At 38.3% G+C, this 13,801-nt stretch carries 15 protein-coding genes; 2 read left to right on the top strand and 13 right to left on the bottom strand.

Annotated features, from left to right (window positions below; genetic code table 11):
* Positions 1–77 precede the first annotated feature (77 nt).
* The 6 genes from D0S24_RS11070 to rsfS form a co-directional block, all read right to left on the bottom strand.
* A complete protein-coding gene (locus D0S24_RS11070) occupies positions 78–347 on the bottom strand; it encodes an acyl-CoA-binding protein (protein ID WP_117019942.1) in 270 nt (89 codons plus the stop codon).
* Positions 337–1,011 (bottom strand): phosphatidylserine decarboxylase family protein, encoded by a 675-nt coding sequence (locus D0S24_RS11065; RefSeq protein ID WP_117019941.1) that lies wholly within the window; start codon positions 1,009–1,011, stop codon positions 337–339. The genes D0S24_RS11070 and D0S24_RS11065 overlap by 11 nt, the downstream gene beginning before the upstream one ends.
* Positions 1,001–1,804, bottom strand: coding sequence for a phosphatidate cytidylyltransferase (locus tag D0S24_RS11060; protein WP_117019940.1), 804 nt, complete (start codon positions 1,802–1,804; stop codon positions 1,001–1,003). Before D0S24_RS11060 ends, D0S24_RS11065 begins: the two co-directional genes overlap by 11 nt.
* 1 nt (position 1,805) lies before the next feature.
* Positions 1,806–2,417, bottom strand: coding sequence for an LUD domain-containing protein (locus tag D0S24_RS11055; RefSeq protein WP_117019939.1), 612 nt, complete (start codon positions 2,415–2,417; stop codon positions 1,806–1,808).
* 60 nt (positions 2,418–2,477) lie between these two features.
* A complete protein-coding gene (ftsH, locus tag D0S24_RS11050; protein ID WP_117019938.1) occupies positions 2,478–4,475 on the bottom strand; it encodes an ATP-dependent zinc metalloprotease FtsH in 1,998 nt (665 codons plus the stop codon).
* 126 nt (positions 4,476–4,601) lie between these two features.
* A complete protein-coding gene (gene rsfS / locus D0S24_RS11045) occupies positions 4,602–4,979 on the bottom strand; it encodes a ribosome silencing factor (protein WP_117019937.1) in 378 nt (125 codons plus the stop codon).
* A gap of 93 nt (positions 4,980–5,072) precedes the next feature.
* On the opposite strand from rsfS, the gene D0S24_RS11040 reads away from it, so the two are divergent.
* Positions 5,073–5,804 (top strand): biotin--[acetyl-CoA-carboxylase] ligase, encoded by a 732-nt coding sequence (locus D0S24_RS11040; protein WP_117019936.1) that lies wholly within the window; start codon positions 5,073–5,075, stop codon positions 5,802–5,804.
* 36 nt (positions 5,805–5,840) lie between these two features.
* On the opposite strand, the gene D0S24_RS11035 is transcribed toward D0S24_RS11040, so the two are convergent.
* Together D0S24_RS11035 and pyrE are read right to left on the bottom strand one after the other, a co-directional pair.
* Complete coding sequence (locus D0S24_RS11035; RefSeq protein ID WP_117019935.1) at positions 5,841–6,233, bottom strand: SRPBCC family protein; 393 nt, start codon at positions 6,231–6,233, stop codon at positions 5,841–5,843.
* 3 nt (positions 6,234–6,236) lie between these two features.
* Positions 6,237–6,878: an orotate phosphoribosyltransferase gene (gene pyrE / locus D0S24_RS11030; RefSeq protein WP_117019934.1), complete on the bottom strand. Its 642-nt coding sequence runs from the start codon at positions 6,876–6,878 to the stop codon at positions 6,237–6,239.
* Between the two features lie 7 nt (positions 6,879–6,885).
* Here pyrE and D0S24_RS11025 point away from each other — a divergent pair, with 7 nt between their 5' ends.
* The gene (locus tag D0S24_RS11025) at positions 6,886–7,473 is read left to right on the top strand and encodes an NUDIX hydrolase (protein WP_117020230.1); all 588 of its coding nucleotides are present in this window, start codon (positions 6,886–6,888) and stop codon (positions 7,471–7,473) included.
* Between the two features lie 7 nt (positions 7,474–7,480).
* Here D0S24_RS11025 and D0S24_RS11020 read toward each other — a convergent pair whose 3' ends face one another.
* From D0S24_RS11020 to D0S24_RS11000, 5 genes are all read right to left on the bottom strand, one after another.
* Positions 7,481–9,226, bottom strand: a complete 1,746-nt coding sequence (locus tag D0S24_RS11020) for a M14 family metallopeptidase (RefSeq protein ID WP_117019933.1) — start codon at positions 9,224–9,226, stop codon at positions 7,481–7,483.
* Between the two features lie 141 nt (positions 9,227–9,367).
* Positions 9,368–9,778, bottom strand: coding sequence for a two-component system response regulator (locus tag D0S24_RS11015; RefSeq protein ID WP_117019932.1), 411 nt, complete (start codon positions 9,776–9,778; stop codon positions 9,368–9,370).
* Positions 9,765–11,615: a PAS domain-containing protein gene (locus tag D0S24_RS11010; RefSeq protein ID WP_117019931.1), complete on the bottom strand. Its 1,851-nt coding sequence runs from the start codon at positions 11,613–11,615 to the stop codon at positions 9,765–9,767. Before D0S24_RS11010 ends, D0S24_RS11015 begins: the two co-directional genes overlap by 14 nt.
* Before the next feature lie 574 nt (positions 11,616–12,189).
* Complete coding sequence (gene coaD, locus D0S24_RS11005) at positions 12,190–12,651, bottom strand: pantetheine-phosphate adenylyltransferase (protein WP_117019930.1); 462 nt, start codon at positions 12,649–12,651, stop codon at positions 12,190–12,192.
* A 105-nt stretch (positions 12,652–12,756) separates the two neighbouring features.
* Positions 12,757–13,740, bottom strand: coding sequence for a D-alanine--D-alanine ligase (locus tag D0S24_RS11000; RefSeq protein ID WP_117019929.1), 984 nt, complete (start codon positions 13,738–13,740; stop codon positions 12,757–12,759).
* Positions 13,741–13,801 lie beyond the last annotated feature (61 nt).

The following is a 13,801-nucleotide window of genomic DNA, read 5'->3' as shown; positions in this document are numbered from 1 at the left end:
AACCTTGAACCTTGAACTTTCTCCCTGCCAACTGTCCTCCCTTTCAAAAATCCCTGTCTTTGCCGGAGGTATGTAATTTATTTATTGGTATTTCTGATTTCTTTTTCTACCAATTCTATATAGCGTTCCATGGCTTCCTCAATGCTTACATTTTTTGCTTGGATCAGGGCATTGGCCTTAAAGGCATTTATTAAGGGCGTCCTGCTACCTGGATGGCTAAAATTGCGGTTGGCAATTTTAAAATAGGCATATAGTTTTAATAGAAGATCGGCAGGCAGGGGTTCTGTATAATCATTAACAAAATCGACCGCTGCTATAAAATCTTTATTTAGTTTATCAGTCTTCATTTTCCTTTTTAACCCTTGTAGTTGCAATACATGTTTTTGCCCCTGTCACCTTTTGGTGCAATTTTACAGTAATTGCACTATCCAAAGGTAAGAACAAATCTACTCTAGAGCCAAATTTTATAAACCCTGCATCTTCCCCTTGTTGAACGCTTTCACCTACTTCCGCATAATTAACGATACGGCGTGCCATGGCACCGGCTATTTGGCGGTAGAGAATATCCCCGAACTTGGGCGTATTTATAACAACGGTAGTTCTTTCATTTTCCTCACTGGATTTGGGATGCCAGGCCACGAGGTACTTGCCGGCATGATACTTTGAAAATTTAACAAGTCCACTTGCAGGGAATCTGGTTACATGCACATTTATTGGGGACATAAAGATGGATACTTGGATCCTTTTTGCCCTAAAATATTCCGTTTCCTCCACTTCCTCAATAACAACCACCCTGCCATCTACCGGTGCCAATATTTCATCAAAATTCTTGGAAACCCTTCTTTTGGGATTTCTAAAGAACTGTAGAATTGAAACTAGGATAACCAAGGAAATTATTTGTAGTCCATATCTCAGCCAAATTATATCTACAAAATAATTGGCCAATACTATAAGGGAACAAGCTATAATAAAGGTGGTTATAATAATTTTTTGTCCTTCTTTATGAAACATGTGAAAAAATAATTAAAGTTAAATATGCGAAAGGTGCGGCAAAGACCAAACTGTCCAATCTGTCCAACATACCCCCATGTCCCGGTAAAATGGCCCCACTATCCTTTACCCCGGCGGCTCTTTTAAACTTGGATTCTATAAGATCGCCCAAGCTTCCCGTAATTACGATTACAGTTGCCAGGATGAGCCATTGTATCAATGAAATATTGGTCTCATACTTTGATAAAAAATAGGATGCGGCCAGGGCAAAAACAAAACCTCCAATTGTTCCCTCTATAGTTTTTTTAGGGGAAATGGACGGGAATAATTTATTGCGGCCAATACTTTTTCCTACCAAATAGGCAAAAGTATCGTTTACCCAAATGAGGGTAAACACCCCCATGATCAAAAATTTGGCAAATTCATTGTCTTTATACGGTATCATAGTAAGGAATATGCAGCCTCCGCCTATATAAAACAGGCCAATAATAAATTTTTGCAAATTGTTGAACAATTTTTCTTTTCCGGAAAAGAGGTAGTACAACAATATAAAATTAACCGATATTGTAATGAACATCAAAATATTGATGGGAATCTTATCATTGATCAGATAGATAAATGCCCACCAAAGTGCCAAATAGGCGATAAAAATATGGTAGCCTGGGAGTTTAATCATTCTTTTGTACTCGTAAAGGCAGGCGAGCCCGAAGGTCATAAACAAAAAGTCAAATGCATCGGAGCTTAGGAATACAGCGGAAAGTAGCAGAATTACATATACCGCACCTGTAAGTAAGCGCCTTAAAATTTCTCTCATGTTATAAGTCTTCCAGAAGTAAAAGATAAAGATTTTTAGAACTACTTCCGTAAGTTAAGAAATCGTCTGAATTTTCAGCCGTAGGTTGGAAATGTTTAATGGTAGTAATATTGGCCGGAATTACATTTTTATACTTCTTTTTTATAGTCTTTAATCCCTCTCCAATAGATTCGACCATTTGGCTGGTAGTGGCAAAAACGATAACGTTTGATGGTAGTTCGTGAAGTTTTCTCTCTTTCAACTGGTTGGAGCAGACCAAAATGGAACCATTTTGGGCAATTAAATGCTCACAGGTGGTGAAAAATATTTCACTATTATTGGGTAGGTTGGTAAAATTTATTTCCTGCTTGGCAAACCTTTCCTCCAATCTTTTGTCCATTGAAAAAAAGGTTTGATCCTGCCATTCATTTTCTATGATTATATTGTCCAAATTGCTGAACACTTCATGAATGGAATCACAATAAAGGAATTTGCCGCCATTGTGTTTAAAATTAATGGTGAACTTTTCATCTACAGGGATGTTTAAATCGGGCATATGTTGCCCTCTTGTTTCCGCAGTTTCCTTGGAAACCTTTCTTTTTCCTCCCCCGAAAAGTTTATCAAATAGTCCCATTAATTTTTAAATGGAGCCTTGGGCCCCCAGTTGTTTAGGAACAACGAATTATTTGTTGTTTTATTTTTCCGTTTCCGTCTTAGGAAGATTTTTGTTCGCTTTTTCTTCCTTTTCCGCCGCTTCCTCAGCTTCAAGTCGTAGATCCTTTTCAAAAGGGCGCTTACCAAAAATCTTTTCCAAATCGTCCTTAAATATAACTTCTTTTTCCAATAAACGTTGCGCTAATTCGGTTAGTTTATCTTTGTTGTTGGACAATAATTCAACGGCTCTTTTATACTGCTCTTCAATAAGCTTGGAAATCTCCTTGTCTATGGTCAATGCCGTATGTTCACTGTAAGGTTTGGAAAAACCATATTCATTTTGGCCAGATGAGTCGTAATAGGTAATGTTCCCAATTTCATCGTTCAGTCCGTATATGGTTACCATGGCCCTGGCCTGTTTGGTTACCTTCTCCAAATCACTGAGTGCTCCCGTTGATATCTTGTTGAAAATTACTTTTTCGGCAGCCCTACCGCCCAAGGTAGCGCACATTTCATCCTTCATTTGTTCCGGGCGAACAATTAAGCGTTCTTCGGGTAAATACCATGCTGCACCTAAGGATTGTCCTCTGGGTACTATGGTTACCTTGACCAGGGGTGCGGCATGTTCCAGCATCCAACTTACGGTGGCATGTCCGGCTTCGTGATATGCAATTGTTTCCTTTTCCCCAGGCGTAATTATTTTGTTCTTTTTCTCAAGTCCCCCAACAATTCTGTCTACAGCATCCAGGAAGTCTTGTTTGGTGACGGCTTTTTTCTCTTTACGTGCAGCTATCAATGCCGCCTCATTACATACATTGGCGATATCGGCACCCGAAAAACCGGGAGTTTGTTTGGCCAGAAAATCCAAATCCAATGTTTCCGCCGTTTTTATAGGCCTTAGGTGCACTTCGAAAATTTCTTTCCTTTCCCTAATGTCGGGAAGATCTACATATATCTGTCTATCAAATCGGCCTGCCCTCATTAATGCCTTGTCCAAAACATCTGCACGGTTGGTCGCTGCCAAAACAATAACGTTGGTATTAGTTCCAAAACCATCCATTTCGGTCAGTAATTGGTTCAAGGTGTTTTCCCTTTCGTCATTGGATCCCGTGAAATTGTTCTTGCCCCTTGCCCTACCAATGGCATCGATTTCATCGATAAAAATAATGGCAGGTGATTTATCCTTGGCCTGTTTAAATAGGTCCCGTACCCTAGAGGCACCTACGCCTACGAACATCTCCACGAAATCTGAACCGGAAAGTGAAAAGAAAGGTACCTTTGCCTCACCGGCAACGGCTTTGGCCAATAAGGTCTTACCGGTTCCCGGAGGTCCTACCAATAGGGCTCCTTTGGGGATTTTACCCCCTAAGGAAGTATATTTGTCCGGATTTCTTAAGAATTCCACAATCTCCTCAACTTCTTCCTTGGCGCCTTCCAATCCTGCAACGTCCTTGAACGAGGTTCTCGTGTCCGTTTTTTCATCGAACAATTTGGCTTTGGACTTTCCAATATTGAAAATCTGACCACCGGCCCCACCACCGGCCCCGCCGGACATACGACGCATTAAATAGATCCAAATGCCTATGATCAGTACAAACGGTAATAAGGTTAAAAGGAGTTCGGTCAGTACATTCGATTCTTGGTCGTAGGTAAGCTCCGTGTCTAAATTATTTTCCTTTTTAATGTCATTGATCTCATTTTCAAAGTTCTGCTGATCTCCATAGTTTACTACATACTGTGGAGTAGCAGTGGCCGTCAACGAAAAGGGTTGATCGGATACATCCTTGTGTACGTCCTTCTTTAAGGCTTCTTCCGTGAGGAAAATTTTTGCCTGTCTGGTATTGGTAATGACCAATATTTTTCTGATGTCCCCATTTCTTAGATATTCTTGAAGCTCTGAAGTGCTCGCTTTTTTGGTATTCGCGAAGTTTCCACTTCCAAAAAATTGAAAGCCAATTAATAATATAGCTATAACGCCATATATCCACCAAGTATTGAATTTGGGTTTTTTGGGACCTGAATTATTTTCTTTTGCCATTATTTTTTTTTACTCGATAATCGAGATTTAAATGCTCCGACACTTGCCTGCCCGTTCCGTTCAGGCGGGCGTCGAAATCAAACTTGAATTTCCTTTCAATGCCTCGCGGGCTTGCCCCGAGGTAGTTTACTGATTGAAGCTACTTTCAACTGGGGTTACTTTGGCGTCTCCCCAAAGTCCTTCTAAATCATAATATTCCCTAACTTGTTTTTGAAATACATGTACGACTACGTTTACGTAGTCCATTAAAATCCATTCTCCGTTATCCGAACCTTCTACATGCCAAGGTTTGTCTTGAATTGCTTTGCTGACAGTTTTTTGGATGGAGCCCACAATGGCATTTACATGTGTGTTGGAAGTACCATTACAAATAATAAAGTAATCACAAACAGTATTCTCAATATCTCTAAGATCAAGTAAATTTATGTCATGTCCTTTAACCTCTTCTATTCCACTTAAAATTAAGGCAATTAACTCATCTGCGCTACTTTTCCTTTTCTGCATTCAAAAATTTTAAATTTTTACAAAGTTATTATTTTTTTGTTTTTTTAACTATTGTTTTTAACAATACATTATATATTAATCATAAGATTGTAAATGCAAATAATCAAACTTAGTGCCACGGACTCAACAAATGCCTATTTAAAAGATTTGATCTTCCAAAATAAGATCGAGGATTTTACGGTAGTGATGGCCCATACCCAATTGAAGGGGCGGGGACAAATGGGGACAAACTGGCTTTCTGAACCGGGTAAAAACTTGACTTTTAGTGTTTTAGTAAATTCATTGAAGAGTCCGGTTACCGATCAGTTTCTTTTGAATATATATGTTTCCCTTGCCATTTACGATACATTGACCCAACTTCATGTACCTGATTTAAAGATTAAATGGCCTAACGACATTATGTCAGGACACTCCAAAATTTGTGGAATTCTGATTGAAAATATTTTATCCGGACAGCTAATTCAAGCCTCCGTTGTCGGAATAGGTCTAAATGTAAACCAAATGGCCTTCAATAAGCTTCCCAATGTGTCCTCTCTTAAATTGCTTTTGGGAAGATCATTGGATCTGGAAGAATTACTTTTGAACATTGTTGAAAATTTAAAAAGTTTGCTGGGGAAGAATGGTAAATTGGACAGGAGCCACCTTGTTGAACGTTATGAGACGGCCCTTTTTAGAAAGGATAAACCGTCCACATTTACAAACCCGGACGACGAAATGTTCATGGGGTTTATAAAAGGTGTTTCCGATTCGGGAAAACTAAAGATTTTATTGGAGGACAACATATTGAAGGAATTCAACCTAAAAGAGGTGAAATTGCTGTATTGAACCTGGATTTCAAAAATAAGTCCTTAAATAAAAGCGTTATATTTTGGAAAGGTTCTCGGACAAGGTAGCTATGAAATTATTGATAGGCGATTTTATCATCATGGCCATCATGGCATTGAATTCCCCTTCAAAACTGAGGGTCACCTCACTTTCATGTTCATTTATTGTTGCAATATCGACGGTAAGGGTAAAGGGCAATTTATCACTTGCTGCCCCCAGGACCAATTGTGAATAAGGTGTTTGCTGTTTTTTTTGCAATATAATTTCTGGCATTCCTTTAAGGGCAAACAAAAACCTATTTTCATTTATAAGTTCGAACTTGCTAATGTTTTCGGGCATCAAGATCTCAAAATTCTTCACATCGCTCAGAAAATCGAAAACTTCCCTGCTACTTTTATTTACTTTTTTTTTGGGTGTTTCTAAATGCATAATTTAAGATTGCCAGGTAGATGGGCTACTTTTCCACTCCAATAAGGTTTTTAATTGATTTTCCTTAATATAATTGGTATCCGAAGCCTGTTGGATTAAAAAATCATAATTGCTCAAAGTATGTAGATCCAAGCCGTATTTCTTAAAGTTTTCATTGGCAACATCAAATCCATAGGTAAAAATGGCCAACATGCCCTTTACATTTGCACCATTGTTCTTTAAAGCGTCTACAGCATTTAAGCTACTTTTACCGGTACTGATAAGGTCTTCTATAACAACAACGCTCTGATTGGCCTCCAAACGACCTTCTATTTGGTTTTGGCGACCATGGGATTTGGCTTCCGGCCGTACATAGATAAAAGGTAGACCCAAATACTCGGCTACCAGCATCCCAATGCCAATGGCACCTGTAGCCACTCCGGCAATTACATCGGGCTTCCCGTACAGGCTTTCTACTTGCTTTCCCATTTGTTCTCGGACATAATTTCTAATGCTCGGATAGGATAGGATTATCCTATTATCGCAATAAATTGGAGATTTCCACCCTGAAGCCCATATAAATGGATTTTCAGGTTTCAACTTAATTGCATTAATTTGCAGCAGAAGCTCTGCAGTTTTTTTTGCAGTGTCTTTGTCTAAAACCATGACGCAAATGTATAAAGTTTTTGTTAATGAGTCACCTCTGATTTTAACAAATAAATTATCAGATATGGCAAATAATAAATATTTTTTGTTGAACGGGTCCGCTATTAATGAAGCTATAGACTCCTTGGCCAGTAAAAAACTTGATGAAGCTTTTATTTATCATCCGAACAATGAGGAAATTTTAAAGAAATTTTCAAAGAAAATACCTTTGGTTGTCGCTGCTGGAGGAGTGGTGACCAACAAGGAAGGGAAAGTACTTTTCATTTACCGTAACGATAAATGGGACCTTCCCAAAGGGAAATTGGACAAGGGCGAGAGCATTGAGGAATGCGCATTGCGGGAAGTGGAAGAGGAGACCGGGGTAAAGGGCTTGAAAATTGAGAATTTCCTAAGGACCACCTATCACCTCTTTAAGAGAAATGGGGACTATAAATTAAAGGAAGTACATTGGTTTGCCATGAAGACCAATTATAAAGGCCCTTTGGTGGGCGAAACCTCCGAGGGTATAGAAAAAGTAAAATGGAAAGGCCCGGAAAAAATAAAAAAAGCCTTGGAAAACTCTTACGCCAATATAAGAATCCTGTTTGAGGATTAATGGATTGTTATTCCTTTAAAATTCTATAAATGGGATATTGCATATGTTCCGGTTCATGGTATTTGGACCGTTTGTATATCCAGTCCAGTTGAGCGTACCAGTCGCTTGCAAAAATGCTGTCCAATTCCTTTTTCAGGAGGAATTGGGTTTCCATTTCCGGATTCCCTTGTAATATTTCCAAAGCAATATCTTCGAAAACATAAGGGGAAAAACCTTCTTTTTGTTGTAAAATGGCATCAAAGAAATTCCAGTTAAAGAAAGAGTCGGTCGCTTCCGGTTCCAAGGTTTCCAATAAATAGCGCAACCCTTTCTGATTGGTAGGGACCAGGATATCACCGGCCGTAAAAGTAACTTTTTGCTCGCTGCGCAGTACCTTGGTATCGTAATGTGGGTAGTGCCCTTCATATGAATGGGCAACAGTATTGTAACTATCTATCTTATAGGATTCTACCACTATGGAGGTATCTTGTTTTAAGGTCTTAAAGCTTATCTGGTTTACCGTTAATAGATCCATTACCTTGTCCCAACCTTTCTTGATAACATATGCCTTGGGAATTTCCACCTCATGGGTTGCGCTATAAAAGTTTTGGTACACAACTTCTTTTATAAAGGGTCTATTTCTATCATATTTAAGCCTTGGGAAGCCTGTAACTTCACTATTGGATTCATCGGCCTCATACCCCTTGAAATCCAGAATAGTGCTTTGGGTGGTATCTATGGCCCATTGCACCGGATAGTTTTGTTTCTCTAAATATACTTCAAAAGCATTTTCCCTTAGCTCCTTGATTTTCTTGTAATCCTTCTCCGAAATTTCCAAGATTTTTGTCATCAAGGTATAGACGCCATCTACCCTTTGCTTGTAAGGTTTGAGCATATGGGTTTCCACCATTAGTCCCAAGGTGTTCCATAGTGTGGTATATCCTGTAGAATATCTGGGATAGTCCATAAATTGTGAAAAGCCTTTTTCGGGTACTTGGTTAAAAACATTCACATACGGCGTAATGTCCCAAGCGGTCTCCCTTAACATATTTTCAAGCGTGGGAACCATCTCTTTGTGCAGGTAGTTCCCCAATTCGCCCCCTAGTTTGTTATGTTGGGTAAATAGATGGGTCAGTGTGTATTGATAGTCGGCCCCATTGCTCACATGGTTGTCTATAAAGATATCCGGTTTTACCAAGTGGAAAATTTTGGCAAACGTATGGGCGTTTTTTGTATCGCCCTTTATAAAATCGCGATTAAGGTCGTAATTTTTGGCATTGCCCCTAAAGCCATAGGATTTGGGGCCATTTTGATTTACTCTGGAAGTAGAATTTCTATTTAATGCGCCCCCAACATTGTAGACGGGTATCGTAACCACTACGGTATTTTTGGGCACATCCATTTTGTTGAGTGCCAGATCCCTGAATAAAAGCATGGTTGCATCAATGCCATCGCTCTCACCGGGATGTATTCCGTTATTTATGAATAGGATACTTTTATCCCTCCCAATTTTTTGAAAATTAAAATCGGCATCCGGGTTGTATGTTACCACATGAAGGGGGTTGCCGCTATCGGTATTGCCAATGATCTGAATATTTATTTCGGGAAACTCCTTGGCAAGTTGAATATAGAAATCTATGATTTGGAGATAAGTAGCCGTTTCTTCTCCGTTACTGCGCTCAAAAACGGTTTTAATATTTTCAATTTTTCTTTCTTTTTTGGTCTCACAAGAAATAAGACAAAGCAGTAAAAAAAGTCTTAACAGAAGTTTCATGCTACGTTATAATTTGGTTAAAACTCAGAAAAAGACGTTGAAGTTCAATTGGAAAATTAGGTAATTTATCGGGTATCCATCTTTAAACAAAAGAGGTCCAAAACAATCTTCAAGAAATCAAAGTTAGCTAAAACTTGGGTATTAATCGGAAATGCCCGCGGTAATTTTTTCTATGTCGGCCTTCCTGATAGGTTTACTGTTGTAAACAACGGTGTGGTGTGTCAAGGAGCTAAAATTTTCGGCCTTGTCCATATCAAATTGGTCAATGGAGGAGGTTACGATATTTATATTGACTTTTTTGGTTATGGGCAATTTTATGAACTCTTCCAAAAATTCCCAACCATCCATTATGGGCATATTGATATCCAAGAAAATTAAATCGGGCAGTTCCGATTTTTCGATAATCATTTTCTTTATGCGGTTTATTGCCATTTGTCCATTTTTGAATTCAAAAATGTCCTTGCATATGGCAACGGAGGTTAAGATCTTTTTAATTCCATAAATGGTTATGGTGTCATCATCTACAATGAAAATCGAATTAATTTTTATCATTAAAATATAAATTAAATGTGCTTCCAATACCAACTTGACTTGTAGCACTTATTTTACCCTGCATCGCCTCAATTTGATTTTTGGTAATGTATAGGCCAAGCCCCTTTGCGTCCGAATTGCCATGAAAGGTTTTGTACATTCCAAATAATTTGGATCCATATTTTTTTAAATCCAATCCAAGCCCGTTGTCTTCAATACTTATGACCGTATAGTTTTGAACGTAAGTAACGCTCAACTTTATTATTGGGTCAACTTTTGGTTTTTTATATTTTAGGGCGTTGGTAATGATATTGGTTAAAATGTTTTTCAGATATTCCGGTACTACATTTATGTTGACATCATCCGATACCTCACTTATTACAGTGGCCTTGGTCTTGTTGAGCTGGGCATTGATTTGTTTGAGAACCGCGTTTAAATTATTATTAAAGTTGATCTCTTTCTTAATGATGTTGGACTCCGTATTAATGGCAACAATATCATTTAAATTATGAAGTGTTTCCATAAGGTTTTGAGAGGAGTCCATGAGCATTTCCATTATTTTATGCCTTTCCTTATCATCTTCCTCATTGGCCAAGAAATCCAAAAGCATGGCAAAATTGGCAGAATGGGACCTTAAATTATGCGAAACAATATGTGCAAAGTTAATTAGTTTTTTGTTTTGAGACGAGGTTACCGATATTAGGTTTTTAAGTTCTATTTGTTTTTGCTTTTGTTCCGAAATATCCATACTTATTCCTACGAGTCCTGTAACTTCGCCATTTTCGCCTATTAATGGAATTTTGGAAGATAGGGAGGTAACAATCGAACCATCTGGGCTGTTACGCGTTAATTCCTTGTTCAACATAGGGATTTGCGAAATCATCACTTCTATATCTTCATCCCTGAATTTTTGTGCCGTGGCCCTGTCATAAAGATCAAAATCATCTTTACCTATGATATCGCTCTCATTTTCGATTCCTAGAAATTGCAGCTCGGATTTATTTGCCAACAATTTCTTGGATTGGGTATCCTTTATGTAAACCTGTAACGGTAGGTTGTTTATCAGTGTTTTTAATAAATGTTCATTGTCTTTGGTTTTTTGTTCTTTTTGGACAAAATCCGTTATGTCCTGTACAATTCCAATGAGTCCTACGTATTCACCATTTTTGTACAATGGTTTTCCGGAAACGTTCACCCACTTTTCATTGCCTTTGGCGGTAATGATCTGCAATTTTTCGTTCCAAGGGGTTCTTTTCTGGTTGGCGGAATAAATTGCCATGGAAATAGTGTTCCGACTATAACCGGTCTTATAAAAATTTACGGAGTTGTCTATATTGAATTCAAAATCATCATCGACTTCAAAAATACGTCTTATCATTTCGCAGCATGTAAAACGGTCCTTTGATTTTTGGTATTCCCAATTTCCAATTTTTCCATGCTCTCCGGTTTCCTTTTGAAGGAATTCCAGTTTTTCTATCCTCAATTCGTTTTTAACCTTATCGGTAACATCCGAAGTTTGGACAATTGCCCCAATTATGTTTTCATGTTCATCGTACCAGGGAGTATTTGTCCACTCCAACCAACTTTCCTTAGAGGCATCGTCCCGATAAACCTCCAATTCCGATTCTGGAAACTTCCCGTCCAAACATGCCAACAAATTGTTGGACCATTTCTTGCTCGTATTGCCCAACAGGTCATAAATGGATTTTCCAAGATAGTCCTTGTTTTGGAAACCAAAATATTCAGCCCACTTATCCGATGCGTATACAATCTTAAATTCCTTATTGATAAAGGCAGTTGGTATTGGCAACTGTTTTATTAGGAACTGATTTGATACGATGGGGGTATTCATAATCATCTGTCGCATTTTCCTACAATAGTAGTCCGATTATTTAATAGAGCGAATAGATTGTTGTGAATTGGACAATATTAGTTGTGTAATGGTACTATGATGAAATTTTAGGTCATTTACAGTTTGGTTCAGTACCATTGAATTCTACAAAAAATGTAGTTGTCCATTTAGGACTGTGCCATAATGGGATTTAGTCCTTTGGCGGATTATGACAAGGGAATTATTATCTGGTTAAAAGCAAAAATTCTGCACAGAAAGAGACATCTTTATTTGTTTTCAGTTGGCATGGAGAAAGTTCAAGGTTCAAGGTTTCAGGTTCAAGGTTGTTTTTATGTAGAGTCCTAAATGGGGTTGACCGTTTTATGCAGTTGGTTAATCCCTATTAATTTTAAATTTAGTAATTCCTGATTTATTTTTTGTTCATAATCAACTGGAGTAAAATGCATAAGGCTAATGGTTTACGGCATACAGAATACAGCTTAAAGCATAAAGCGTACAGCATACTGCTCTTCTGTCCATGTCAAGGAATTTTGTTCCGTTCCAGAACCCTTCTTTTGCCGGCAGGTATTTAATTTATAGTTTAGTTTGTCCTGACGGAATCGGGTACCAGACCAGAGTAGTCGCCCCCATTTCTAATGACATCCCTAACTATGGAGGAACTAATGTATGATTTGCCCGAAGAGGTAAGCAAAAATACGGTTTCTATTTCAGAAAGCTTACGATTGGTATGGGCAATTGCCTTTTCAAATTCAAAATCCCCTGGATTTCTAAGTCCCCTTAAAATAAAACCCGCATTCACTTTTTTGCAAAAATCGACCGTTAGCCCCTGATAGGTTAAAACGGTTATTTGTGGTTCATCCTTGAAGGCCTCGGAAATAAATTTTTTGCGTTGTTCTAGGGAGAACATGTATTTTTTATCGGTATTTACCCCTATGGCTATGATCAATTCATCAAAAAGGGTTATACCCCTTTTAATGATGTCATAATGCCCTAAGGTCAATGGGTCAAATGAACCTGGAAAAATGGCACGTCTTTTTTTCATTATCGCAAAATTAATATTTAAATCCCCGATGGCTTAGTATATATCTACGGAAATAAATGTTTTACCATGATATCTGTACACTTGTAAGTGGGCATAATATCAAAATTACTTATTTTCTCGCAAAGCTTCCCAAATGGCACTTTCAAATAGCTCTGAAAGGGAAATACCTGCAATTTTCGCTTGCTGGGGCAAAATACTTTCTGTGGTAAGGCCGGGCGTGGTATTCATTTCGAGCATAAAAGGCTCGTCGTCCACAAAAATGAATTCACTTCTGGAATACCCCTTCATTTTTAGCACTTCATAGGCTTTTTGCGCTGCTTGGACCACCTTTTTCTCTTGTTCCTTCGTTATTCTTGCCGGCGTTATTTCTTGGGATTTACCTTCATACTTGGCTTCATAATCAAAAAAATCGTTCTCCGACACTATTTCGGTGATCGGCAACACTTTAGTCCTCCCTTTGTATTTGATTACCCCTACCGAAACCTCGGTCCCATTTAAAAAAGCTTCTATAAGTATTTCATTGTCCTCTTTAAAGGCATTATCTATTGCCTTGGGCAATTCTTCCTTTTTATAGACCTTTGAAATACCAAAACTGCTTCCCGCCTTATTGGCTTTAACGAAACAGGGCAATCCTACTTTTGCTATTATACTATCCTCATCTATAGGGTCTCCCAAATTTATGTAAAATGAAGGGGCAGATTTTATGCCATAGGGTTTTAGGACACTCAGTAGATCGCGCTTATTGAAGGTCAAAGAGGCCTGGTAGTAATCGCAGGCGGTTTGCGGAATTCCAAGGAGTTCAAAATAGGCCTGCATAAGCCCATCCTCCCCGGGCGAGCCGTGAATTGCATTAAATACACAGTCGAATTGTATGACTTTAGAGATCAGGTCAACCGTAAAATTATGCCGGTTAACAGGATATTCCTTTTGGTCCGTATCTACATAGACCCATTTGTCCTTGAAAATATGTATTCTGTAGGCGTTGAATTTTTCCTTGTCCAAATAATCGTATACTACACCACCGCTAATTAGGGAAATTTTATACTCGCTGGAGAAGCCCCCCATTATAATTGCAATATTTTTTTTCATTGTATACACCTAAGTTTTATAATTTATAATAACAGATTGTTATTGAGAGTCCTTGCCATAT

Origin of the sequence: Arenibacter sp. P308M17, from assembly GCF_003426735.1 — a bacterium.
GTDB lineage: Bacteria > Bacteroidota > Bacteroidia > Flavobacteriales > Flavobacteriaceae > Arenibacter.
The sequence above is the reverse complement of the archived record's forward strand: the minus strand, read 5'-3'. Positions and strand labels throughout refer to the sequence as shown.

Bases quoted from the DNA above. Each gene is read 5' to 3' on its own strand.
- rsfS (WP_117019937.1), bottom strand. From the start codon at position 4,979: ATGCAGAAAAGGAAAAGTAGCGCAGATGAGTTAATTGCCTTAATTTTA.
- D0S24_RS11070 (WP_117019942.1), bottom strand. From the start codon at position 347: ATGAAGACTGATAAACTAAATAAAGATTTTATAGCAGCGGTCGATTTT.
- ftsH (WP_117019938.1), bottom strand. From the start codon at position 4,475: ATGGCAAAAGAAAATAATTCAGGTCCCAAAAAACCCAAATTCAATACT.
- D0S24_RS11000 (WP_117019929.1), bottom strand. From the start codon at position 13,740: ATGAAAAAAAATATTGCAATTATAATGGGGGGCTTCTCCAGCGAGTAT.
- D0S24_RS11035 (WP_117019935.1), bottom strand. From the start codon at position 6,233: ATGCATTTAGAAACACCCAAAAAAAAAGTAAATAAAAGTAGCAGGGAA.
- D0S24_RS11055 (WP_117019939.1), bottom strand. From the start codon at position 2,417: ATGGGACTATTTGATAAACTTTTCGGGGGAGGAAAAAGAAAGGTTTCC.
- pyrE (WP_117019934.1), bottom strand. From the start codon at position 6,878: ATGGTTTTAGACAAAGACACTGCAAAAAAAACTGCAGAGCTTCTGCTG.
- coaD (WP_117019930.1), bottom strand. From the start codon at position 12,651: ATGAAAAAAAGACGTGCCATTTTTCCAGGTTCATTTGACCCATTGACC.
- D0S24_RS11060 (WP_117019940.1), bottom strand. From the start codon at position 1,804: ATGAGAGAAATTTTAAGGCGCTTACTTACAGGTGCGGTATATGTAATT.
- D0S24_RS11040 (WP_117019936.1), top strand. From the start codon at position 5,073: ATGCAAATAATCAAACTTAGTGCCACGGACTCAACAAATGCCTATTTA.
- D0S24_RS11065 (WP_117019941.1), bottom strand. From the start codon at position 1,011: ATGTTTCATAAAGAAGGACAAAAAATTATTATAACCACCTTTATTATA.
- D0S24_RS11015 (WP_117019932.1), bottom strand. From the start codon at position 9,778: ATGATAAAAATTAATTCGATTTTCATTGTAGATGATGACACCATAACC.
- D0S24_RS11020 (WP_117019933.1), bottom strand. From the start codon at position 9,226: ATGAAACTTCTGTTAAGACTTTTTTTACTGCTTTGTCTTATTTCTTGT.
- D0S24_RS11010 (WP_117019931.1), bottom strand. From the start codon at position 11,615: ATGATTATGAATACCCCCATCGTATCAAATCAGTTCCTAATAAAACAG.
- D0S24_RS11025 (WP_117020230.1), top strand. From the start codon at position 6,886: ATGTATAAAGTTTTTGTTAATGAGTCACCTCTGATTTTAACAAATAAA.